At 68.9% G+C, this 21,160-nt stretch carries 18 protein-coding genes; 5 read left to right on the top strand and 13 right to left on the bottom strand.

Annotated elements, in window-relative coordinates:
- Nucleotides 1–32 precede the first annotated feature (32 nt).
- Nucleotides 33–1,310 carry a hypothetical protein gene (locus tag ACIPTO_RS14440; RefSeq protein ID WP_401191693.1) on the bottom strand — a complete coding sequence of 426 codons (1,278 nt, stop codon included), beginning with the start codon at nt 1,308–1,310 and terminating at the stop codon, nt 33–35.
- A 43-nt stretch (nt 1,311–1,353) separates the two neighbouring features.
- Nucleotides 1,354–3,534: a transglycosylase domain-containing protein gene (locus ACIPTO_RS14435; RefSeq protein ID WP_366314495.1), complete on the bottom strand. Its 2,181-nt coding sequence runs from the start codon at nt 3,532–3,534 to the stop codon at nt 1,354–1,356.
- Nucleotides 3,535–3,834: 300 nt separating this feature from the next.
- On the opposite strand from ACIPTO_RS14435, the gene ACIPTO_RS14430 reads away from it, so the two are divergent.
- A complete protein-coding gene (locus ACIPTO_RS14430; RefSeq protein ID WP_366313973.1) occupies nt 3,835–4,050 on the top strand; it encodes a zinc ribbon domain-containing protein in 216 nt (71 codons plus the stop codon).
- Here the strand turns inward: ACIPTO_RS14430 and ACIPTO_RS14425 are convergent.
- The 3 genes from ACIPTO_RS14425 to ACIPTO_RS14415 are packed head-to-tail and all read right to left on the bottom strand — an operon-like array spanning nt 4,047 to nt 8,610.
- Nucleotides 4,047–4,856, bottom strand: a complete 810-nt coding sequence (locus tag ACIPTO_RS14425; RefSeq protein WP_401191690.1) for an HAD family hydrolase — start codon at nt 4,854–4,856, stop codon at nt 4,047–4,049. The two genes, ACIPTO_RS14430 and ACIPTO_RS14425, sit on opposite strands and share 4 nt — an antisense overlap.
- Nucleotides 4,856–7,429, bottom strand: a complete 2,574-nt coding sequence (locus ACIPTO_RS14420) for a phosphoribosyltransferase domain-containing protein (RefSeq protein ID WP_401191688.1) — start codon at nt 7,427–7,429, stop codon at nt 4,856–4,858. Before ACIPTO_RS14420 ends, ACIPTO_RS14425 begins: the two co-directional genes overlap by 1 nt.
- A 14-nt stretch (nt 7,430–7,443) precedes the next feature.
- Nucleotides 7,444–8,610, bottom strand: a complete 1,167-nt coding sequence (locus tag ACIPTO_RS14415) for an HpcH/HpaI aldolase/citrate lyase family protein (RefSeq protein WP_366313967.1) — start codon at nt 8,608–8,610, stop codon at nt 7,444–7,446.
- A gap of 175 nt (nt 8,611–8,785) precedes the next feature.
- Here ACIPTO_RS14415 and ACIPTO_RS14410 point away from each other — a divergent pair, with 175 nt between their 5' ends.
- Entirely contained in the window at nt 8,786–9,577 is a 792-nt protein-coding gene (locus ACIPTO_RS14410; RefSeq protein WP_401191685.1) for a TerD family protein, read from the top strand.
- Between the two features lie 90 nt (nt 9,578–9,667).
- Here the strand turns inward: ACIPTO_RS14410 and ACIPTO_RS14405 are convergent, their stop codons facing one another.
- The 6 genes from ACIPTO_RS14405 to ACIPTO_RS14380 all read right to left on the bottom strand — a co-directional run bounded on the left by ACIPTO_RS14405 (nt 9,668) and on the right by ACIPTO_RS14380 (nt 14,230).
- Nucleotides 9,668–10,402: a Tellurium resistance gene (locus ACIPTO_RS14405; RefSeq protein ID WP_366313963.1), complete on the bottom strand. Its 735-nt coding sequence runs from the start codon at nt 10,400–10,402 to the stop codon at nt 9,668–9,670.
- A 117-nt stretch (nt 10,403–10,519) separates the two neighbouring features.
- Nucleotides 10,520–11,665 carry a DUF475 domain-containing protein gene (locus ACIPTO_RS14400; RefSeq protein WP_366313961.1) on the bottom strand — a complete coding sequence of 382 codons (1,146 nt, stop codon included), beginning with the start codon at nt 11,663–11,665 and terminating at the stop codon, nt 10,520–10,522.
- A gap of 154 nt (nt 11,666–11,819) precedes the next feature.
- Complete coding sequence (locus tag ACIPTO_RS14395; protein ID WP_266768259.1) at nt 11,820–12,395, bottom strand: TerD family protein; 576 nt, start codon at nt 12,393–12,395, stop codon at nt 11,820–11,822.
- A gap of 110 nt (nt 12,396–12,505) precedes the next feature.
- Nucleotides 12,506–13,081, bottom strand: coding sequence for a TerD family protein (locus ACIPTO_RS14390; protein WP_019060360.1), 576 nt, complete (start codon nt 13,079–13,081; stop codon nt 12,506–12,508).
- Nucleotides 13,082–13,194: 113 nt separating this feature from the next.
- The gene (locus ACIPTO_RS14385) at nt 13,195–13,653 is read right to left on the bottom strand and encodes a peroxiredoxin (RefSeq protein ID WP_366314493.1); all 459 of its coding nucleotides are present in this window, start codon (nt 13,651–13,653) and stop codon (nt 13,195–13,197) included.
- 139 nt (nt 13,654–13,792) lie between these two features.
- Nucleotides 13,793–14,230, bottom strand: a complete 438-nt coding sequence (locus ACIPTO_RS14380) for a DUF3052 domain-containing protein (protein ID WP_019060358.1) — start codon at nt 14,228–14,230, stop codon at nt 13,793–13,795.
- Between the two features lie 369 nt (nt 14,231–14,599).
- On the opposite strand from ACIPTO_RS14380, the gene aceE reads away from it, so the two are divergent.
- Nucleotides 14,600–17,347, top strand: coding sequence for a pyruvate dehydrogenase (acetyl-transferring), homodimeric type (gene aceE, locus ACIPTO_RS14375; RefSeq protein ID WP_401191682.1), 2,748 nt, complete (start codon nt 14,600–14,602; stop codon nt 17,345–17,347).
- A 106-nt stretch (nt 17,348–17,453) separates the two neighbouring features.
- Nucleotides 17,454–18,221: a potassium channel family protein gene (locus ACIPTO_RS14370; RefSeq protein ID WP_366313956.1), complete on the top strand. Its 768-nt coding sequence runs from the start codon at nt 17,454–17,456 to the stop codon at nt 18,219–18,221.
- A 76-nt stretch (nt 18,222–18,297) separates the two neighbouring features.
- Here the strand turns inward: ACIPTO_RS14370 and ACIPTO_RS14365 are convergent, their stop codons facing one another.
- Together ACIPTO_RS14365 and ACIPTO_RS14360 are read right to left on the bottom strand one after the other, a co-directional pair.
- On the bottom strand, nt 18,298–18,576 hold the full coding sequence (locus ACIPTO_RS14365; protein WP_366313954.1) for a small hydrophobic protein: 279 nt from the start codon (nt 18,574–18,576) through the stop codon (nt 18,298–18,300).
- Nucleotides 18,577–18,810: 234 nt separating this feature from the next.
- The gene (locus tag ACIPTO_RS14360) at nt 18,811–20,430 is read right to left on the bottom strand and encodes an MFS transporter (protein WP_366313952.1); all 1,620 of its coding nucleotides are present in this window, start codon (nt 20,428–20,430) and stop codon (nt 18,811–18,813) included.
- An 83-nt stretch (nt 20,431–20,513) separates the two neighbouring features.
- Here ACIPTO_RS14360 and ACIPTO_RS14355 point away from each other — a divergent pair, with 83 nt between their 5' ends.
- Nucleotides 20,514–21,149, top strand: a complete 636-nt coding sequence (locus ACIPTO_RS14355; protein WP_366313950.1) for a TetR family transcriptional regulator — start codon at nt 20,514–20,516, stop codon at nt 21,147–21,149.
- Nucleotides 21,150–21,160: the final 11 nt, after the last annotated feature.

Raw genomic sequence — 21,160 nt, 5'->3', positions numbered from 1 at the left:
TTGCACTTGGTCACTTCACCAGTCGCCAGAGGTCACTTGACCACCGTGGACCAGTCGGGCGACTGGGCGGGGTCCAGGCTGCGCAACTGCTGCAAAGTCTGCGGCGACTGCACGTCCATCCAGTCCGAAAGCTCCTTGAAGGACACGCACTTGACGCCCTTCTTGGTGCAGATCTTCGGGATGATCTGGTCGATGGCCTTCATGTAGATGCTGCCGTTCCAGTCCTCGAAGTGGTTCCCGATGAACAGGGGCGCCCGGCTGCCGTAGTAGACGCGGTTGAAGCCGGCCATGTACGAGTCGACCGTCTTCTGTTCCCACTCGGCGAACTTCGTGGGGTCGCCCTGGGTGGCACCGCCCGACTGGTTGTAGAGGAAGTTGAAGTCCATCGACAGGGCCTGGATGTTGTTCCCGTAGGGGAGCAGTTCGAGCGGGAAGTCCCAGAGGCCGTCCTTCTTGGTGGGCCATATCTGGAAGTCGCCCGGGGAGCTGGCGTCGTAGCGCCATCCGTAACCCTTCAGCGCCTTCAGGAGGTTGGGCTGGCCCTCCAGGCAGGGAGCACGGCCGCCCACGACCTCCTTCTTGAAGTCGAAGGGTAGCGCCGGGATGTCGGTGTATCCGGTGTTGGTCTTCCAGTTCTCGACGAAGGAGAAGAACTGGTCGATCTCGCTCTTCCACTGCGCGACGCTCCAGTCACCGCCGCCCTTGGCCTCGCAGAAGTGGCCGTTGAAGTGGGTGCCGATGTCGTTGCCCTGCTCGTAGGCGAGGCGGAGCTGCTCCAGGGTGTCCCGGATGTGCTGGTCGGTGGGGAAGTCGATCGCGGCCGAGCCCACCGGGTGCATCGGCGGGTGGTACAGGTCCCTCTTGCTCTTGGGCAGCAGGTAGATGCCCGTGAGGAAGAAGGTCATGTGGGCGTTGTACTGCTTCGCCATCTCCCGGTAGTGCGAGAAGAGTTCGTCGTCCCCCTGCAGCGCGCCGTCCCAGGAGAAGACCACGAACTGGGGTGGTTTCTCACCGGGCTTGAGCGGTACGGCCTTCAACTGGTCCTTCTGCGGGCCCGTGTACGAGGTGGAACCGTCCCCCAGCACCTGCGTCTTGCCGTCCCAGACGGGATCCTGCGACGACTTGGGCTCGGCGTTCTTCCCGGCCGACGCGGTCGGCGTCGTACTGTCCCGGTTCAACGCCAGATACCCGGTCACCAGTGAAGCGACCACAAGGAACACGGCCAGGGTGAGGAATCCCGGCTTCGGGGTACGGCGAGGCTCACGGGCTCGGCGGCGACGGCCTGACGGCGCCTGCTTCGGGGACTTCATGGGCGGCTCATTCTGAGAGGAGTTGGCGGGGTCGCTGCGGTGGTCAGCCGAGCGGGGTCATGGCTCTCGACCAGATGCCGTAGGGGACGTCGGTGACTGGGGTGCCGGAGATTCCTTTCAGCGGCAGGGGTTCGAGGCTCTTGTTCAGGTCGATGCGGTAGACGACGACGGCCGTGGACACGGACTTGGCCGTGCCGACGTACCAGGCGGCCGTGTCGTCCTGGGTGGTGCCGGTCTTGCCCGCCACCCCCGACCCGGCCTTCGCGTCCTCGGGGTGCGCGGTGGCGAAGGAGTCCCTGAGCGCGTCCGTCACCTCGGCCGCGGTGGTCTTGCTCATCGCCCGGTTGGGTTCCGGCCGTGCGAGCGGGACCCCGGCGCCGTTGCGGGTGATACGGCGGACCGAGTACGGCTCCGTGTGGACGCCCCCGGCGTCGAACGTGCCGTACGCGCTCGCCATGCGCAAGGCGCTGGGCGTGGCATTGCCCATCGACAGCGCGGGCACCTGCGCCCCGAAACTGGACGAGAGCAGCCCGGCCTTCTCCGCGGTCTGCCGGACGGTCGTCAGCCCGGTGTCCATCCCGAGCTGCATGAACGGCGTGTTCACGGACCGGGCGAGCGCCTGGCGCAGACTGATCTGCCCGTAGGACTTGTTGCCGTCGTTGTGCGCGGAGACCTTTCTGCCGCTGCGGTCCCAGTACGGCCCCTCGGGCGTGGTGACCGGCACGGCGTCGTTCCCGTCGTACAGCGTGTCCGGGGTGACCGGGGTCGGCGGGCTGCCGCGGGTCTTGGTGACCCCGTGCTCCAGCGCGGCGGCGTAGACGAACGGCTCGAAGGCCGAACCGGCGGGCACGGTGGTCGCGTTGGACTCGTTGAAGCCCTGCGTGCGGTGGTCGGGGCCGCCGTAGACGGCGAGGATGCGGCCGTCGGAGGCCACCGAGGAGGCGCCGTAATGGGCGGTCTTGGCGCCGGTCGGGTCGTCCTTCTGGGCCTCCTTGCGGGCCTTGGTGACGGCGTCGGTCAGCTCGGTCTCGCGGTCGCGGTCGAAGGTCGTGTAGATCTGGTAGCCGCCGAGGTCGAAGTCCTTGTCCGAGATGTGCGCGGTCTTCTTCACGTACTGGGTGGCGAGTTCGACCAGGTAGTCGCTCTGCTTGCCGGTGTCGTAGGTCCTCGACTGCTTGAGCGGCTCGGGGAACGTCTTGTACGTGGCGCGCTCGGCCGGGGACAGCTTGCCGATCTTCACCATGCGGTCCAGGATCCAGGACCAGCGGGCCACCGCGCGGGCGTGGTTGGCCTTGCTGAGCGTCGGGTCGTAGAGGCCCGCGCCCTTCAGCAGCGAGGCGAGGAAGGCGCCCTGGCTGGCGTTGAGCTGGCTGACGTCCTTGCCGTAGTACGCCTGCGAGGCGCGCTGGAGTCCGTAGGTGCCACGGCCGAACCAGCTGGTGTTGAGATAGCCCTCAAGGATCTTGTCCTTGCTCATCTTGTTGTCGAGCTTGAGGGAGATCATCGCCTCGGTGAACTTGCGGCTGACCGTCTGGTTCTGGGTGAGGTAGACGTTCTTCACGTACTGCTGGGTGATCGTCGAGCCGCCCTCGGTGTCGCCCTCGCCGACCGTGCGGTACAAGGCGCGGGCGATGCCCTTCATGGAGATGCCGGGGTCGCTGTAGAAGCTCTCGTTCTCGGCAGCGAGGACCGCCCAGCGGACGTCGGTCGGGATGTCCTTCAGCGGCATCGCCTGCCGCTGCACCCAGCCGGTCCGGGCCATGGGCGTCCCGTCGGACCAGAAGTACACGTTGTCCTGCTGGGTCGCGTACGAGTTGAGGTTCGCGGGGATGTCGGTGGCGGCGTACGCGACGACCAGGAAGAGTCCGCTGAGGCCGATGGCGGCGGCCACTCCCCCGAGCCACTGCCGCCAGGAGGGCACCCAACGGCGCCAGCCGGTACGGCCGAGGCGGGGGTACTGCGGGCGGAGCTTGCGGACGTACGGCGTGAGGAATATCACGGCCGGGGCGAGGCGTGCGGCGACCGGGGCGAAGCGGGTCCGGAGGGTTGCGGCGAGGTGGGAGAGACGGGTGCGGAGGGACGGGCGGGGGGCCTTGCGTCCTCGGTGCCGTACCGGTTTCGCCTCTCCCTCGGGTATCTCGGGCGCCTCGGGTATCTCCAGATCGGAGACCCGCAGCTGCATGGTCTCGTCCGGACGGAACCCGTCGGGGAGCTTCAACTGCATGGTCTCGTCCGGTGCCTGGCGCTCCTCCCCGTCCCCCTCGTGGGTCACGACGCGACTCCCTCCGCACTCCGTATTACTCGCACAGGCAGACGCATTGACGTACGAGGGTCCTGAAAGGTTGCCGCGGACGCGACTGCAAATCCCGGTTCCCCCCGGCCTCACAGATCACGCGGCGCCCTCAAATTACCAGTGGTCTTCGCAAGTTCTCCATATAAGAAAACGACAGAACAGGACACAGTCGAAACCTTCATGAAAAAACAAGGTGCCGTACTCATGAGAGAACGCCGCTAGCCTGTCGGCATGCCTCGCTATGAGTACCGCTGCCGTACCTGTGGATCCACGTTCGAAGTCAGCCGGCCGATGGCGGAGTCGTCCGCGCCCGCGGACTGTCCCTCCGGGCACGACGACACGGTGAAGCTGCTGTCCGCCGTGGCCGTGGGGGGTACGTCCGCCGGGCCCTCGCCCGCGGCGGGCGGAGGGGGCGGCGGATGCTGCGGTGGGGGCTGCTGCGGCTAGGTCGTGCGGGCCGCTCTCAGGAACTCCCGCAGGATGCGCTCGCCCGCCAGGACTCCTCGCTCCGGGAGCGGTGTGACGTCGGGCGCCGTCCACGACTCGTCCGCCAGCTCGCCGTGGCCCGGGCGCCAGCCCCTGTCCGCCGCCAGCAGGAGGTCGGCGTCCAGCAGCGAGTCCCCGGCCGCGAGGGTCAGGGTGGCGTTGGTGCGGCGGGCCACCTCGCGCATGGCGGCGCTCTTGGTGAGGGGCTTGGGAACCGCGTAGATCTTGCGGCCCTGGAGGGAGACCGTCCAGCCCCGGTTCTCCGCCCAGACCGCCAGGTCCTTCACCCACTCCTCGGGAAGCAGTTCGCGCTCGACCACCAGATAGGCGAAGAGGTCCTCGGCGACGCGGTGCTTGCGGACCCAGGCCGGGTCGGCGGTGGTCGCGAGGTGTTCGCGCACCTCCTCCAGCGGAGCGCATTCGGCGGCCAGCCTCGCCTGGACCGACGCGTGCCAGTCCTCGTCGGTCACGCCGTCGACGAGCAGGTGGCCGCCGTTGGCGCAGATCGCGAACTCCGGCTCGGGACCGGGCAGGTTGATGCGCTGGTACTGCTTGCGGGTGCGGGTGGTGGTGGGCACGAAGACGGCCGCGTCACCGAGTTCGGCGAGCAGCGCGGCCGACGTCTCCGTCATGAAGGACAGCGGCTTGCTCTCGTGCACCTCGACACAGAGCAGCCGGGGCGCCAGCGCGTCCGGCATCGTGAGGGCGAGGGCGGCGGCGGAGTAGATGAGCGTACGGTCGAGGTCGCTCGTGACGAGTACCGGCATCAGACCGCCACCGCCCTGCCGTCGGCACCGGTCGCACCGCGCGTGTACTTGGGGTGGATCAACCCCACGCAGGTGTACGGCAGTTCGGCCACCTCCTCGACGGGTACGCCCCGCTGCTCGGCGAGCAGTCTGACATGGTCGAGGTCGGCACCCGCGCCGGCTCTGGCGAGGATCTTCCAGGGCACCCGGCGCAGCAGCACCCGGGTGGTCTCGCCGACGCCGGGCTTGACGAGGTTCACGTCGTGGATGCCGTACTCCTCGCTGATCCGCTCGACCGCCGCCCAGCCCTCCCAGGTCGGGGTGCGGTCGGCGGCCAGCAGTTCCTTGGCGAGGGTCGCCACCGCGTCCGCGACCTCCGGGAAGCGGGCGGCCACCGCGTCCAGGAAGTCCACCGAGACGTCCGCGCCCGCGAGTTCGCGGTAGAACTTCGCGCCGTGGAAATCGTGCGGGCCGACCAGGTCGGAGCGCAGGACCGTACGGGAGATCAGGCCGGAGACGGTCGAGTTGAGGCACGCGGAAGGAATGAGGAAGTCCTCGCGGGTGCCGTACGTCCGCACGCAGGAGCCCGGGTCGGCGAGCACCGCGATCTCCGGGTCGAAGCCGGTGATGCCGTCGGACTCCTCGAACTCCCGGATCGCCTCGGTGAGTTCGCGGGTGATGGCGCCCTTGCCGGTCCAGCCGTCGACGAACACGACGTCGGCCGGGTCGTGGTGGGCGGCGAGCCAGCGGAGCGCGTTGGCGTCGATGCCGCGACCGCGCACGATCGACACGGCGTAGTGCGGGAGGTCGAGGCCGTGGCGGTGCTGGGCCCAGCGGCGCATCAGAACGCCCACGGGGGTGCCGGCGCGGGCGAGCGAGACCAGGACGGGGTGCGGGGAGCGTTCGGCGAGGACCAGCTCGGTGACCGCGCCCACCGCCAGCGCGAGGCGGTCGGCGGCCTCGTCCAGGGCGGTGTGGAACAGCCGCTGGTACTGCTCGCTCGGCTGGTACTCCACCGGCAGCGACTCCGCGTAGTGGGCTCCGCCGCTCTGGATGGCCTCCTCGCGCTCCTCGGTCGGCGCCTCCAGGGTCACGTCCGAGAGGTCCTGGAGCAGCCAGCCGACCTCTTCCGGCGCGTACGAGGAGAAGGCGGGGCCGCGGAGGGGGTCGGGGAGCATGGCGGGCCTTTCGGGGACGTACGAGGGGATCACCGCGAGGACGACGTGCGGGGCGTGTTCGGCGAGCCTCGCCAGCAGGCCGTCCGGGGCGTGGAGTTCGGGGGTGTCGGCGGTGTCGTCGACCACGGCGACCACGGCGTCGAAGCCGGCGCCCGCGATGTTGTAGGCGTAGCGGTCGCCCGGTCCGTCCGCGGGGGTGTCGTGGGCGGGGAAGGTGAGGCGGCTGCGTATCGCGTAGCCCGGGTCGTCCACGGCGAGGACGGGTGAGCGGGTGGTGGTGGAGTACGTGACACCGGCGGCGACGATCTGCTCCAGCTCGCGGGCCAGCCGGAGGGGGGCGTACATCAGCTCTTCGAAGCCGAGGACGTGTATGCGGTGGGCGTCTTCCGGGAGCGCGTCGGCCAGGCGGGCGGCCATGGCGGGGAGGGCGGTCTCCAGGCGTATGCGGTGCGAGGGGGTGAAGCCGTGTCTGCCGCCGTCCGGGAGGTGTGCGGGCCAGCGGAGTTCGACGGGGGTGATGCGGCTGTCCTTCGAGTGCGGGCCGGTGGGGGCCGGTCGCGCAGTTCCCCGCGCCCCTGAGGGGTTGGGGGTCGGGGTGGGTTCGGGGGCGGCGTCCTTGTTCTTGAGGGGCGCGGGGAACTGCGCGACCGGCCCCGACGGCGCCGCGGACGACCGACCAGCCGACCCGGCCTCCCCCGCCTCGTACCTCGCCACCAGTTCCTGGCCCTTTTCGAGGACCCCGGCCGGCAGGCTCACCGTGCCCGATGCCGCCGCGACGAGGTCCACCCTCGCGCCGATCTCCGCCGCGAACGCGTCCAGCCGCCCCGCGTCCGCCGCCGAGCGCATGTCCACGAGGGCGACGACCACGTACCGGTCCCGGGGGTACCGCTCGTGGAGATCCCTGATCGTGTTCAGGACGGTGTTCCCGGTGGAGAACTCGTCGTCCACCAGGACCAACGGCCCGTCGCCGGACAGCAGTTCGGGGTTCTCCGGCAGCAGCAGATGCGATGTCGCGTGGGAGTGGGACTCCTCGAAGCCGCCCGCTGTGGCCACACCGGGGACGGGGCGGCGGGTGGAGTGGAGGTAGGGGGCGAGCGCGATGCCGTCGGCGACCGCGTGGCCCAGGCCCGTCGCCGTCTCCGCGTAGCCGAGGACCACCGCCCGCCGGGACTGCTCGGTGCCGAGGAGTTCGCGGACGCGGCGGCCCAGGGTGAAGCCGTGGCCGTAGACCACCGTCGGGGACTGCGGGACGTGCTTGCCGAGCACGTTCGACACGAGGAGGTGGGCCCGCTTGGGGTTGCGGCGGAGGGCCAGCCCCAGGAGGCCGGTCAGCTCCGGGTCGCCGAGCAGTTCGACCCCGAGCCGCTCCGCGACCCAGCTGCCCGACCAGACACCGTCGTTCACTGCCTTGTTCATACGTCCCTTGCGATTCAGCCGGGGATTCCGGCGGCGAGCAGCTCCACGAAGCCGACGTCCTCGCGTGCGACCCCGAAGATCTCGGCGCGCAGCATCGTCCGCTCGGCCCAGGCGCGGTGCGGCTTCACCTCGTTCATCTTGTTCGTGTACGCCGAGCGCAGCACGCCCCCGCCGCCCCGCTCCGGCCGCAGGATGTCCTGCGCGTCGCAGAACTCCTCGTGGCTGACCACGGACAGCGCGTGCACGGGCAGCACGTGGGAGGGGTGGATGCAGGTCTTGCCCAGCAGTCCGTTGGCCTGGTCGAGGGCGATCTCACGGAGCAGGCCGTCCATCGCGTGCTCGATCAGCGCCTCGCGCAGCTCCTCGGCCTGGCCCTCCAGGAAGGGGCTGCGGCGCAGCTGCGGCTTGAACATGCGCTCCTGGACCCGGAAGTACTCCCAGACCGGGCCGGTCACCGTGAAGCCGGTGCCGTCGGCGCGGCCCAGCATGTTCACCACGTCGCCGATGACGTTGGCGACGATCTGGACGTCGTAGGCCGTCATGTCGGAGGCGCGGCGCAGGCCGTAGGACGAGCAGAAGTCCGTCACGCCGAGGCGCAGGGCGAGGACGCGGTCGCGGTACTTGTCGACGGCGCGGGAGATGCCCTCCAGGGTCTCGACGCGCGACTCGCGGTACAGCAGCTCGGGCGACTCCAGGACCGGCATGCCGAACAGCCGGTGGCCGCTGACCGCCTCCGCGGCGGTCAGCGCCTCCAGGAACGGGGTGCCGCTCTCCTCGGTGAACTTCGGCATCACGAAGCCGGAGAGGAGTCGTACGGAGGGACCCATGCGGTGTACGAGGTCGGGGATCTGCTCGGGCTCACGGACCCTGATGAAGAGGAGCGGAAGCTCGACGTCCGGGCGGGCGGCCAGGTCCGCGAACTGCCGGACCAGGTTCTCCTCGGCGGCCGGCACGTCCTCGTCGCCGATCGAGTCCTCCAGGCAGAGCACCATCGACACCACACCGCGCGCCGCCAGCTTGACGACGTCGTCGGCGAGGTGCGGGCGGGTGGCCGGGCTGTAGAGCGTGGCGCCCAGGGCCGCGGCGAGGAGTCGGGCCGGGGAGTCCGCGTCGAACTCGCAGGGCTCCTGGAAGAAGAGACGCTGCCGTACCTCAGGGGCAATGTGCCCGAAATGACGCATAAAGCTCCCCCGTGGTGCCGCTGGGACTCGTGAACGTATTCGACAGGTGGCCGGTAATAGTACGTACAAACCCATGTCGGGGGTTCCCGCCGGGCATGAACTTCAGGTAACTCGGCCGTGTCGGGGTCCGCACCCCACGTTGTCGTGACCAGGACCGAGAGGGCAGGATGACCGCATGACGCACGCGATGCTGAAGGGGTCGAACGTCCCGCTGGAGGCCACCACGGTACGTGCCGTACTGCGTTGGACTCCCGGGCAGGGCGTCCCTGACGTGGACGCCTCGGCGCTGCTCCTCGGCCCCGCCGGTCAGGTGCGTTCCGACGAGGACTTCGTCTTCTACAACCAGCCCCGGCATCCCTCCGGAAAGGTCTGGTGGCTGGGCAAGAAGCGCGTCGCCGAGGGCCCCACCGACACGATCCAGACAGATCTGGCCGGTGTCGAGCCCGAGGTGGGCCGGATTCTGGTGGTCGCTTCGGCGGAGGACAACACCTTCGACCGCGTACAGGGGCTGCGCATCCTGCTGTACGACGCGGCGGTCGCCGATGGTGAGCCGCTGCTGTATTTCGACATCAAGCCGGAGACCGGCGAGGAGACCGCGCTGATCTGCGGGGAGCTGTACCGGCGGGGTGACGGCTGGAAGTTCCGGGCCCTGGGCGAGGGGTACGCCAACGGGCTGCGTGGGCTCGCGATGGACTTCGGGATCACGGTGGACGAGTCGGAGGGGGCGGGGCTTGTCGCCGAGGCCGCCCAGCCGTTGCCTCCGGAGCAGCCGACCGCCGCGCCCGCGACCGTGCCCGTGCAGTCCGGGTACGGGTATCCGCCGGCCCAGGAGCCCGTGACGCAACCGGCGTACGGCTATCCGCAGACCGCGCCCGCGGGGACGTACGGGTATCCGCAGCCGGTGCCGGTGGCCACCGTGCCGGATCCGGACTTCCGGATGCCGCCGCAGGGGCCGCAGTTCATCTGACGGGGCCCCGCGTGGTGGGTCGAGCGCGGGCCCGGCGGAGGCTGTCGCGCGGCTCCCCGCGCCCGTTCGGGGCGCTGTCCCTGAGGCTGGCTATCGGTCGACCTTCGTCTTGTAGCCCCTGCCCCACTGCAGACCCCACCCGTACAACCGGTCCAGCTCCGCCTGGAAGCCGTAGACGAACTTCACCTCGCGGCGGACGACGAGTTCGCCCTTGACGTTCTCGATCATCACCACCGCGCAGGAGCGGGCCTGGGGGTGGCGTTCGTCGAGGCCTATCTCGATGCGGGGGCCGTTGCTCGGGTAAAGGGTGACGATCGCGTGGGTGCGGTCGAAGGCGGGTGTCTGGTCGTAGATGTAGACGAAGACCAGCAGGCGCTTGATCTGGTCGCGGTGGTCGAGGTTGACGTACATCGTCTCGCCGGACGCGGAACCGAAGCGGTCGTCGCCGCTGAGTTTCACGTACGGGGGCGAGTTGACGTCGCCCAGGAGGCCGCCCAGGGGCTGCACCACGCCCTTGGTGCCGTCCATCAGTTCGTAGAGGCAGCCGAGGTCCAGGTCGACGTTGACCATGCTCTGGCTGTGGCCCATGACCTCCGGGGGCTTGAGCGCCTTGAAGGGGTGGCGCAGCAGGCTGTCGCGCTGGAGGCCGCCGATGTCGGAGGTCCGCATCCGCCAGGTGAGGTTGACGCGGAGGTTGCCGGTGGCCGCGCCCTGCTTGGTGAGCGAGACCTGGTGGTGCCGTTTGGTCAGTTCGATCGCGTTGCTGGCCGCGCTGCCCGAGTCGAAGTCGGCCTCGCGCCGCCAGATCCCGTCGAAGAAGCCCATGTCCCGCCCCCACGTTCGCGTCCACGTCCCGCATGACAAAGCTGTCGGGGCGGCCGGGCAGAGGACATGTCCTCGACGGCCGCCCCGAACAGAAGCGTTCCCTCACCGGGGAGCCTGTCACACCCCGGACGAGACCTCAGTCTTCTCGTCCGAGCCTGCTTTTCCCTCGGCTTCCGCCAGAGCCTTGTTCCTGCGGACCGAGGACCAGAAGGACCAGCCGATCAGGACCACGCCGACCAGGCCGGTGATGACCTCGTTGATCTGGTACTGGATGGTGACCATGAGGATCACGGCCAGGGCGCCGATCGCGTAGTGGGCGCCGTGCTCCAGGTAGACGTAGTCGTCGAGGGTTCCCTGGCGGACCAGGTAGACCGTCAGCGAGCGGACGTACATCGCGCCGATACCGAGGCCGAGGGCCATGAGCACGATGTCGTTCGTGATGGCGAAGGCGCCGATCACACCGTCGAAGGAGAAGGACGCGTCCAGGACCTCCAGGTACAGGAACATGAAGAACGCGGCCTGACCGGCCAGGACGACCGCCGAGCGCTGCTTGCCGGTGCGCGCGGCCTCTTCCTCCTCCTCGTGCTCCCGCTCCTCCTCTTCCTCGAGCTTGTCCTCGAAGTAGCCGGAGAGCCCGCCGACGATCATGTACGTGATCAGGCCGGCGACACCGGCGATCAGGACCGTCTGCGCCTTGTCGGTGTGCGCGCCGCCGTGCTGGTGGGCGTGGGCCGCGAAGGTGAAGGAGGTGATCAGCAGGACGATCAGCGCGATGCAGACCGACAGCATGTCGACCTTGCCGAGCTTGGCCAGCGGGCGCTCGATCCAGCGCAGCCACTGGATGTCCCGCTCCTCGAAGATGAAGTCGAGGAAGATCATCAGCAGGAACATGCCGCCGAAGGCCGCGATCGCCGGGTGGGCGTCGGTGACCAGCTGCTGGTAGTGGTCCTTGTTGTTGAGCGCGAGGTCGACCGCGTCGATCGGGCCGATCTTGGCGGTGACGGCGACGATGACGACGGGGAACACCAGCCGCATGCCGAAGACGGCGATCAGGACGCCGACCGTGAGGAAGATCTTCTGCCAGAAGGCGGACATCTTCTTCAGGATCCCGGCGTTGACCACCGCGTTGTCGAAGGACAGCGAGATCTCCAGGACGGCCAGGATCGCCACGATGCCGAAGGCTTCCCACCCCCCGTAGAACGCCGCTGCGACAAGGCCGAGCGCGGTGACCGCGAACGACCAGCCGAAGGTTTTCAGAAGCACTGGCTACCCAATCGTGTGTTGGGGGTCCCCCCAGACGGAGTCTGAGGGGAGGTCTCCCCCCGCGCCGCACTCGGCTTTACTTAAAATTTGACGTCGGGTACTGAGTCTAGAGGGAGACTCCGCCGACCGGGACAGCCGGTGTGGACAACGGCTTTTACGAGACGTTGACCCCGAAGTCCATGGCGATGCCCCGCAGTCCCGACGCGTACCCCTGGCCGACCGCCCTGAACTTCCACTCGCCCTGGTAGCGGTAGAGCTCGCCGAAGATCATGGCCGTCTCGGTGGAGGCGTCCTCGGAGAGGTCGTAGCGCGCGAGCTCCTGGCCGTCCGCCTGGTTGACGACGCGGATGAAGGCGTTGCTGACCTGGCCGAAGGTCTGGCCGCGCTCGTCGGCCATGTGGATGGAGACCGGGAAGATGATCTTGTCGCAGGTGGCCGGCACCTTCGGGAGGTCGACCAGGATCGACTCGTCGTCGCCCTCGCCCTCACCGGTCAGGTTGTCGCCGGTGTGCTCCACGGAACCGTCGGGGCTCGTGAGCTGGTTGTAGAAGATGAACCACTCGTCCCCGAGGACCCGCCCGCCGCCGCACAGCAGTGCGCTGGCGTCCAGGTCGAAGTCGGCTCCGGTGGTGGAGCGCGCGTCCCAGCCGAGGCCGATCAGGACGTTCGTGAGGTTCGGTGCGGCCTTGGACAGGGAGACATTGCCCCCCTTGGCGAGCGTGACGCCCATAGTGCTGGTCCTCCCCGAGGTGATGCTTCTCTGGTTGTCCTGCGCTCCCCCGGCGGGGGACCCCGGCGCCGCACGCGGACCGCGCGGCGCCGGGGTGGAGCCTGTGGACGTCAGACGTTGACGCCGAAGTCCTGGGCGATGCCGCGCAGGCCCGAGGCGTAGCCCTGGCCGATGGCGCGGAACTTCCACTCCGCGCCGTTGCGGTAGAGCTCGCCGAAGACCATGGCCGTCTCGGTCGAGGCGTCCTCGGAGAGGTCGTAGCGGGCGATCTCGGCGCCGCCCGCCTGGTTCACCACGCGGATGAACGCGTTGCGGACCTGGCCGAAGGACTGCTGGCGGTTCTCGGCGTCGTAGATCGAGACCGGGAAGGTGATCTTGTCGACGTCGGCCGGGACCGCCGCCAGGTTCACCTTGATCGCCTCGTCGTCGCCCTCGCCCTCACCGGTGGTGTTGTCACCGGTGTGCTCGACGGAGCCGTCGGGGCTCTTGAGGTTGTTGAAGAAGACGAAGTTCGCGTCACTGGCGACCTTGCCCGCGCTGTTCAGCAGCAGTGCGCTGGCGTCGAGGTCGAAGTCGGTGCCGGTGGTGGTGCGGACGTCCCACCCCAGACCGACGATGACCGCGGTCAGGCCCGGGGCCTCCTTGGTCAGTGAAACGTTGCCGCCCTTGCTGAGGCTGACTCCCACGAGTCCTCCATTGGTGTCCAGGGGCGGGGATGCCCCGTAGTGCGTCGGTATCGGATCAACGTCTCGATCCTAGTGACGGGTTCCCGGCCCTCGCAGGCCCTGGAACCTAACAATCACAGGGTGTCGAGCGCCTTCACGTACTCGGTGAGGTCACGGGCGTCCGGCAGGCCGTTGACGACGGTCCAGCGGACGACGCCCTCCTTGTCGATGACGAAGGTGCCGCGCAGGGCGCAGCCCTTGTCCTCGTCGAAGACGCCGTAGGCCCGTGACGTGTTGCCGTGCGGCCAGAAGTCGGAGAGCAGCGGGTACTCCAGGCCCTCCTGCTCGGCGAAGACGCGCAGGGTGTGGATGGAGTCGTTCGAGACCGCGAGGAGCTGGGTGTCGCGGTCGGTGAACTGCGGCAGGTTGTCGCGCAGGGAGCACAGTTCGCCGGTGCAGACGCCGGTGAAGGCGAAGGGGTAGAAGAGCAGCACCACGTTCTTCTCGCCCCGGAAGTCGGACAGCTTCACGGTGGCGCCGTGGTTGTCCTTGAGCTCGAAATCGGGGGCCTTGTCGCCGACCTGGATCGCCATGTCGTCCTGCATCCCTTCGGTGAGGCTGTTCGGGTGAGTCCACCCTGGTACCCACCCTACGCAGCGATCACCGCATGCGGACGGACGGGCTGGCATGGCCAGCCCGTCCGGGATTCAACGATCGAGGTACCTCTGTCGACTACCTCTTGGACTTGGCCGCCTTGGGCGTCACCAGCCGGCTGCCGCTCCAGTCCTTGCCCACGCTGACGCTCTTGGCCGCGGACAGGCCCGCGGTCGTGGCGGCTTCCGAGATGTCGCTGGGCTCGACGTAGCCGTCACGGCCGGTCTTCGGCGTCAGCAGCAGGATCGAGCCGCCCTCCTCGACGTACGAGATGGCGTCCACCAGCACGTCGGTCAGGTCGCCGTCCTCGTCGCGGAACCACAGCACCACGGCATCGGCGACGTCGTCGTAGTCCTCGTCCACCAGGTCGCTGCCGATGACTTCTTCAATGGCCTCGCGGAGTTCCTGGTCTACGTCGTCGTCGTAGCCGATCTCCTGGACCACCTGCTCGGGCTGGAACCCCAGCCTGACGGCAGGGTTCGTCCGCTCCTCCGCGTGGTCCGCGGTCGCGCTCACGGGTTGCCTCCTGATCATGTCTTGATGAATGTCCAGCCACGCGCGTGCGCGAAGCATTGGCCGTAGTCCACACGGACGGGCCGGATCGCGCAAGTACCCGGCGATTCGGAACGCCGAAACGGTGACGATCCTGGCCGTGTCGCCGCAACTCCAGGCACGCTATCGCGCCCACCGGTGACGTACACCACAGCGTTCTGCCCGGTATGCGCGTTTGAGAACCCTTCGAGGGTACGCGACTCGAATGACTTTGCTAAACGAGTCACGGTTACCTCACGGTAGAGATGACGATTGCCGCCCTGCGGTAGACCATGGGGAACGGTGCAACTCCCCCCTATGACACGTTTTCCCCTCTGACACGTAAGGAACAGCGTGGCTTCCGGATCCGATCGCAATCCGATCATCATTGGCGGCCTTCCGAGTCAGGTTCCTGACTTCGATCCCGAAGAGACACAGGAGTGGCTCGACTCGCTCGACGCCGCCGTGGACCAGCGCGGCCGTGAGCGGGCCCGCTACCTGATGCTCCGGCTGATCGAGCGGGCCCGCGAGAAGCGCGTGGCCGTGCCCGAGATGCGCAGCACGGACTACGTCAACACGATCGCCACCAAGGACGAGCCGTTCTTCCCCGGCAACGAGGAGATCGAGCGCCGCATCCTCAACGCCACCCGCTGGAACGCGGCCGTGATGGTCTCCAGGGCCCAGCGCCCCGGCATCGGCGTCGGCGGCCACATCGCGACCTTCGCGTCCTCCGCCTCGCTCTACGACGTGGGCTTCAACCACTTCTTCCGGGGCAAGGACGCGGGTGACGGCGGCGACCAGATCTTCTTCCAGGGGCACGCCTCGCCGGGCATCTACGCCCGCGCGTTCCTCCTGGACCGGCTCAGCGAGCAGCAGCTCGACGCGTTCCGCCAGGAGAAGTCGAAGGCGCCGTACGGGCTGTCCTCCTATCCGCACCCGCGGTCGATGCCGGACTTCTGGGAGTTCCCGACCGTGTCGATGGGCCTCGGCCCGCTCGGCGCGATCTTCCAGGCCCGGATGAACCGCTACATGGAGGCCCGCGGGATCGCGGACACGTCGGCGTCGCACGTGTGGGCGTTCCTCGGCGACGGCGAGATGGACGAGCCGGAGTCGCTCGGCCAGCTGTCGATCGCGGCGCGCGAGGGCCTGGACAACCTGACCTTCGTCGTCAACTGCAACCTCCAGCGGCTCGACGGCCCGGTACGCGGCAACGGCAAGATCATCCAGGAGCTGGAGTCGCAGTTCCGCGGCGCCGGCTGGAACGTCATCAAGCTGGTCTGGGACCGCACCTGGGACCCGCTGCTGGCCCAGGACCGGGACGGTGTGCTGGTCAACCAGCTCAACACCACGCCGGACGGCCAGTTCCAGACGTACGCCACGGAGACGGGCGCGTACATCCGTGAGCACTTCTTCGGGCACGACCACCGGCTGCGCGCGATGGTCGAGAACATGACCGACGACCAGATCCTGCACCTGGGGCGCGGCGGGCACGACCACAAGAAGGTGTACGCGGCCTTCGCTGCGGCCAAGGCGCACAAGGGCCAGCCGACCGTGGTGCTGGCGCAGACGGTCAAGGGCTGGACGCTGGGCCCCAACTTCGAGGGCCGCAACGCCACGCACCAGATGAAGAAGCTGACGGTCGCCGACCTCAAGGGCTTCCGCGACCGGCTGCACCTGCCGATCACCGACCAGGAGCTGGAGTCCGGCGCGCCGCCGTACTACCACCCGGGCCGGAACTCGGAGGAGATCCAGTACATGCACGACCGGCGCAAGGCGAACGGCGGGTACGTCCCGACGCGCGTCGTGCGGTCGAAGCCGCTGGCACTGCCCGAGGACAAGACGTACGCGAGTGTGAAGAAGGGTTCGGGCCAGCAGTCGATCGCCACCACCATGGCGTTCGTACGGCTGCTCAAGGACCTCATGCGGGACAAGGAGATCGGCAAGCGGTTCGTGCTGATCGCGCCGGACGAGTACCGCACGTTCGGCATGGACTCGTTCTTCCCGAGCGCGAAGATCTACAACCCGCTCGGCCAGCAGTACGAGTCGGTGGACCGTGAACTCCTGCTCGCCTACAAGGAGTCGCCGACCGGGCAGATGCTGCACGACGGCATCTCCGAGGCGGGCTGCACGGCCTCGCTGATCGCGGCAGGTTCGGCGTACGCGACGCACGGCGAGCCGCTCATCCCGGTCTACGTCTTCTACTCGATGTTCGGTTTCCAGCGCACCGGTGACCAGTTCTGGCAGATGGCCGACCAGTTGGCGCGCGGTTTCGTGCTGGGCGCGACCGCGGGCCGTACGACGCTGACCGGTGAGGGACTGCAGCACGCCGACGGACACTCGCAGCTGCTGGCCTCGACCAACCCGGGATGTGTCGCCTACGACCCGGCGTACGCGTACGAGATCGCGCACATCGTGCAGGACGGGCTGCGGCGGATGTACGGCTCGGACGCGGAACACCCGCACGGCGAGGACGTCTTCTACTACCTCACCGTCTACAACGAGCCGATCCAGCACCCCGCCGAGCCGTCCGACGTGGACGTGGAGGGCATCCTCAAGGGCGTTCACCGGATCAGCCGGGGCACCTCGGGGACGGTGCCGGCGCAGATCATGGCGTCCGGTGTCGCGGTCCCGTGGGCCATCGAGGCGCAGCGGATCCTCGCCGAGGAGTGGAACGTCCGGGCCGACGTGTGGTCCGCGACCTCCTGGAACGAACTGCGGCGCGAGGCGGTCGAGGTCGAGCGGCACAATCTCCTCCACCCGGAGGAGGAGCAGCGGGTTCCTTATGTCACGCGGAAGTTGAGCGGGGCCGAGGGGCCGTTCGTGGCCGTTTCCGACTGGATGCGATCCGTTCCCGACCAGATTTCCCGGTGGGTGCCCGGTACCTATCAGTCCTTGGGTGCTGACGGGTTCGGGTTCGCCGACACTCGCGGGGCGGCTCGGCGGTTCTTCCACATCGACGCGCAGTCGATCGTGGTGGCCGTGCTGACGGAGCTGGCCCGGGAGGGCAAGGTCGACCGGTCCGTGCTGAAGCAGGCGGTCGACCGGTACCAGTTGCTGGACGTCGCTTCGGCCGACCCCGGTGCCGCCGGAGGGGACGCGTAGTTCTCCGTCCGCGGGGCGGAACCGCAGGTCGGTTCGGCCCCGCGCCCCGGAGGGCGGCCCCTTCGGAGCGCCCGTCGGGGTGCGCCCCACCACCTAACATGCCGTCATGAACGAACCATCGGCGCAGGCTCGTTGGGAGCAGCTCACTCAGCGGCCGCTGTTGGGGCTCGCGGTGGCGTTCGCCGTCGCCTACGCGGTGCCGATCGTCGACTCGACCGCCGGGCACCGGCTGACGATCGTGTGCACGGTGGTCGAGTGGGTGGTGTGGGGAGCGTTCGCCGCCGACTACCTGATGCGGCTGGCGATGTCCCGGGACCGGCGGCGGTTCGTGCGGACGCACTGGATGGACCTGTGCGCCGTGGTGGTGCCGATACTCCAGCCGCTACGGCTGCTGCGCATGGTGTCGACGCTGATACTCGTCGGGCGCCGGGCCCGCATGGCCTCGCAGATCCAGCTGACCACGTATGTCGCGGGCTCGGTGATCGGGCTGCTGATGTTCGGCTCGCTCGCGGTGCTCTCCGTGGAGCGGGACTCGCCCGACGGGAACATCCGGACGCTGGGTGACGCCGTGTGGTGGTCGTTCACCACGATGACGACCGTGGGCTACGGCGACCACGCGCCGACCACCGGCCTCGGCCGGATGATCGCCGTCGGCCTGATGCTGTCCGGCATCGCCCTGCTCGGTGTGGTCACCGCGAACATCGCCACGTGGTTCATCGCCCGGTTCGAGAAGGACGACGTGGAGGAACGCCGCCAGACGGAGGCGATCGAGGCGCTGACGGAGGAGGTACGGGCGCTGCGGGCGGAGGTGGCCGCGCTGTCGGGAGCGGGAGCGGGGGTTCCGCGGGCGGTCGGGGACGAGGTGGCGCGTTAGAGCCTGTGCGTCACGCCCGGTCGGGTCGGAGTGTCCGCCCGGCCGCCACGCGGAGAACCATCCCCCCGCGCTCTCCTCAGAAGAACGTCCACATGACAGCGGCCAGCGTGTCGATCGCGCCCAGGATCAGGGCGATCAGGGCCGGCAGGGAGCGGGAGCCCGCCCACCTTCTGCCCATGGAGAGCCAGCCGCAGATCACGGCGACCGGGCCGAGGAGAAGGCCCAGGGTGAAGAAGCCGGCGATGGCGCAGACGAGTCCGATGATGCCCAGGGTCGCGCGGTCCGGCCCGGTCCCTGACCTCGTACGGCCACGTGAGCGGGGGTGTTTGCGCGTTCCGTTGCCGAGACCCGTCATCGTCAACTCCCTGGGCGTGCATACCAGTTCGGCTGGCCTGCCGACACCCTTCGGTTACCCCGCCCGACGCGAAGAAAGCCTGCTTGCGCGCTGCCCCCCTCCGGCAGCGCGCCGCAGACCACTCGTCCTCCCTGCCCTGCGGAGGACGTGACCCACTGTGACCTGCGGCGCGTACCGGGTGCCAGGAATCTTTAGCGGAGTCACCCTGATAGGCGAACTCCGCCTGTACCGGGGTCAAATGTGGGCCGCCCCCGCGCCCGCCTCCGCGTTCTCGCCGCGCTTGGTCAGCAGGGCGACGAACACCGCGACCACCGCCACGCCGGCCGCGACCAGGCAGGCCAGGCTCATGCCGGAGATGAAGGTGTCGTGGGCGACCTGCGTGATCTTCGCGGCGATGGCCTCCGGGGTGTTCGGCGCGACCGGGGCGACGCCGACCTGCACCGCCTCGGCGGCCGCGTCCAGCTGCGGCTGGGTGAGCTTGGGCAGACCCGCGTCCGCCCAGTTGCCCGCGAGGTCGTTGTCGACGCGGGAGGCCATCACCGCGCCGAGGACGGCCGTACCGAGGCTGCCGCCGATCTGCATCGCGGCCTGCTGGAGACCGCCGGCGACACCGGACAGCTCCATGGGCGCGTTGCCCACGATGACCTCGGTCGCGCCGACCATCACCGGGGCGAGGCCGAAGCCGAGCAGGGCGAACCAGATCGACATGACGGCGCTGCCGGTGTCCGAGTCCAGGGTGGACATGCCGAACATGGCGACCGCGGTGGCCGTCATGCCGCCGGCCAGCGGGATGCGCGGGCCGAGCTTGGTGATCGCGGCGCCGGCGAGCGGGGAGCCGACGATCATCATCCCGGTGAGCGGGAGGAGGTGGAGACCGGCGTCGATGGGGCTCATACCGTGCACGTTCTGCAGATAGAACGTCACGAAGAACAGGCCGCCCATGAAGGCGATCGCCATGAGGACCATGAGGACCACGCCCGCGGACAGCGGGACCGAGCGGAACAGGCCCAGCGGGATCAGGGGTTCGGCGACACGCTGCTCCCAGAACGCGAACAGGGCGAAGCCCAGGACCGACACGGCGAGGAACGTCCAGGTCGTGGCCGAGCCCCAGCCCCAGGTGGGCGCCTTGATGAGGGCCCAGACCAGGCAGAACATCGCGCCGGAGAGCAGCGCGATGCCGAGGATGTCGAAGGAGCGGGGCGCGTTGTCCGCGCGGTGGTCGCGCAGGATCAGCAGGCCGAGGATCAGCGCGACGGCGCCGACCGGCACGTTGATGAAGAACACCGACTGCCAGTTGACGTGCTCGACGAGGACACCGCCGAGGATCGGGCCGCCCGCGGTGGAGGCGCCGATGACCATGCCCCACAGGCCGATGGCCATGTTGAGCTTCTCGGCCGGGAAGGTGGCCCGCAGCAGGCCGAGCGCGGCCGGCATCAGCAGCGCGCCGAACAGCCCCTGGAGCACACGGAACGTCACGACGAACGCGATGCTGTGCGAGAGGCCGATGGCGCCGGACGCGAGGGCGAAGCCGGTCACGCCGATCAGGAAGGTCTGGCGGTGGCCGAAGCGGTCGCCGAGCTTGCCCGCGGTGATGAGGGCGACCGCGAGGGCGAGGAAGTAGCCGTTGGTGATCCACTGGACGTCGGCGAAGCTGGCGCCGAGGTCCTTCTGGATGGCCGGGTTGGCGATGGCGACGATGGTGCCGTCGAGGGCCACCATCATCACGCCGACGGCGACGGTTATGAGGGTGAACCACGGGTGCCCGCGCAGCCCCGTGGACGGCGTCGGGTCGGACGGGGCGGCTGGTGCCTTGTCCCCCGGCCCCGTCGCGCTGATGGTGGTCTGACTAGTCATACGCGCGAGGCTAATGTCAGCCACTGACAGTTGACAAACAGGTTCAGATGTCGCCGACTGTCAACAATCGCGAGGAGAACAGCATGGACACGTTGCGCGAGCGCAAGAAGGCCCGCACGCGCGACGCGCTGCTGCGCGCCGCCCTGGAGCTGTTCACCACCAAGGGGTACGAGCGCACCACGGTCGACGAGATCGCCGAGTCCGTCGACGTCTCGCAGCGCACCTTCTTCCGCTACTTCGCGAGCAAGGAGGAGGCCGCGTTCTTCGTGCCCCGGCTCACCGAGACGCACTTCGTGGACGCCGTCCGCGCCCGCCCGCCGCACGAGGCCCCGCTGGAGGCGCTGCGCCGGGCGGTCCTGGAGAGCTGGGACACCATCAACGAGGCGATCCAGCAGGTCGTACCGCTGGAGCTGCACATGCGGACCTACCGGGTGATCGAGTCGACGCCGGCGCTGCTCGCCGCGCATCTGCGGCGCTCGCTGGAGCTGGAGGAGGAGCTGGCGCGGATCATCGCCCGGCGCGAGGGACTCGGCCTGGACACGGATCCCCGGCCCCGGCTGGCGGTGGCCGTCTTCGGCGGGGTGATGCGGGTGGTGGAGCGGATGTGGATCGCGGGGGACGACCTCAGCATCGAGGCGATGCGGGAGCTGACCGCGGAGTATCTGGACGGGGTGGGGCCGGCGCTCGCCGGGAACTGGCGCGCGAGCCGCGACGGCTGACTCGTACTGAG

Origin of the sequence: Streptomyces sp. NPDC090083 (assembly GCF_044747445.1) — a bacterium.
Classification (GTDB): domain Bacteria; phylum Actinomycetota; class Actinomycetes; order Streptomycetales; family Streptomycetaceae; genus Streptomyces.
The sequence above is the reverse complement of the archived record's forward strand: the minus strand, read 5'-3'. Positions and strand labels throughout refer to the sequence as shown.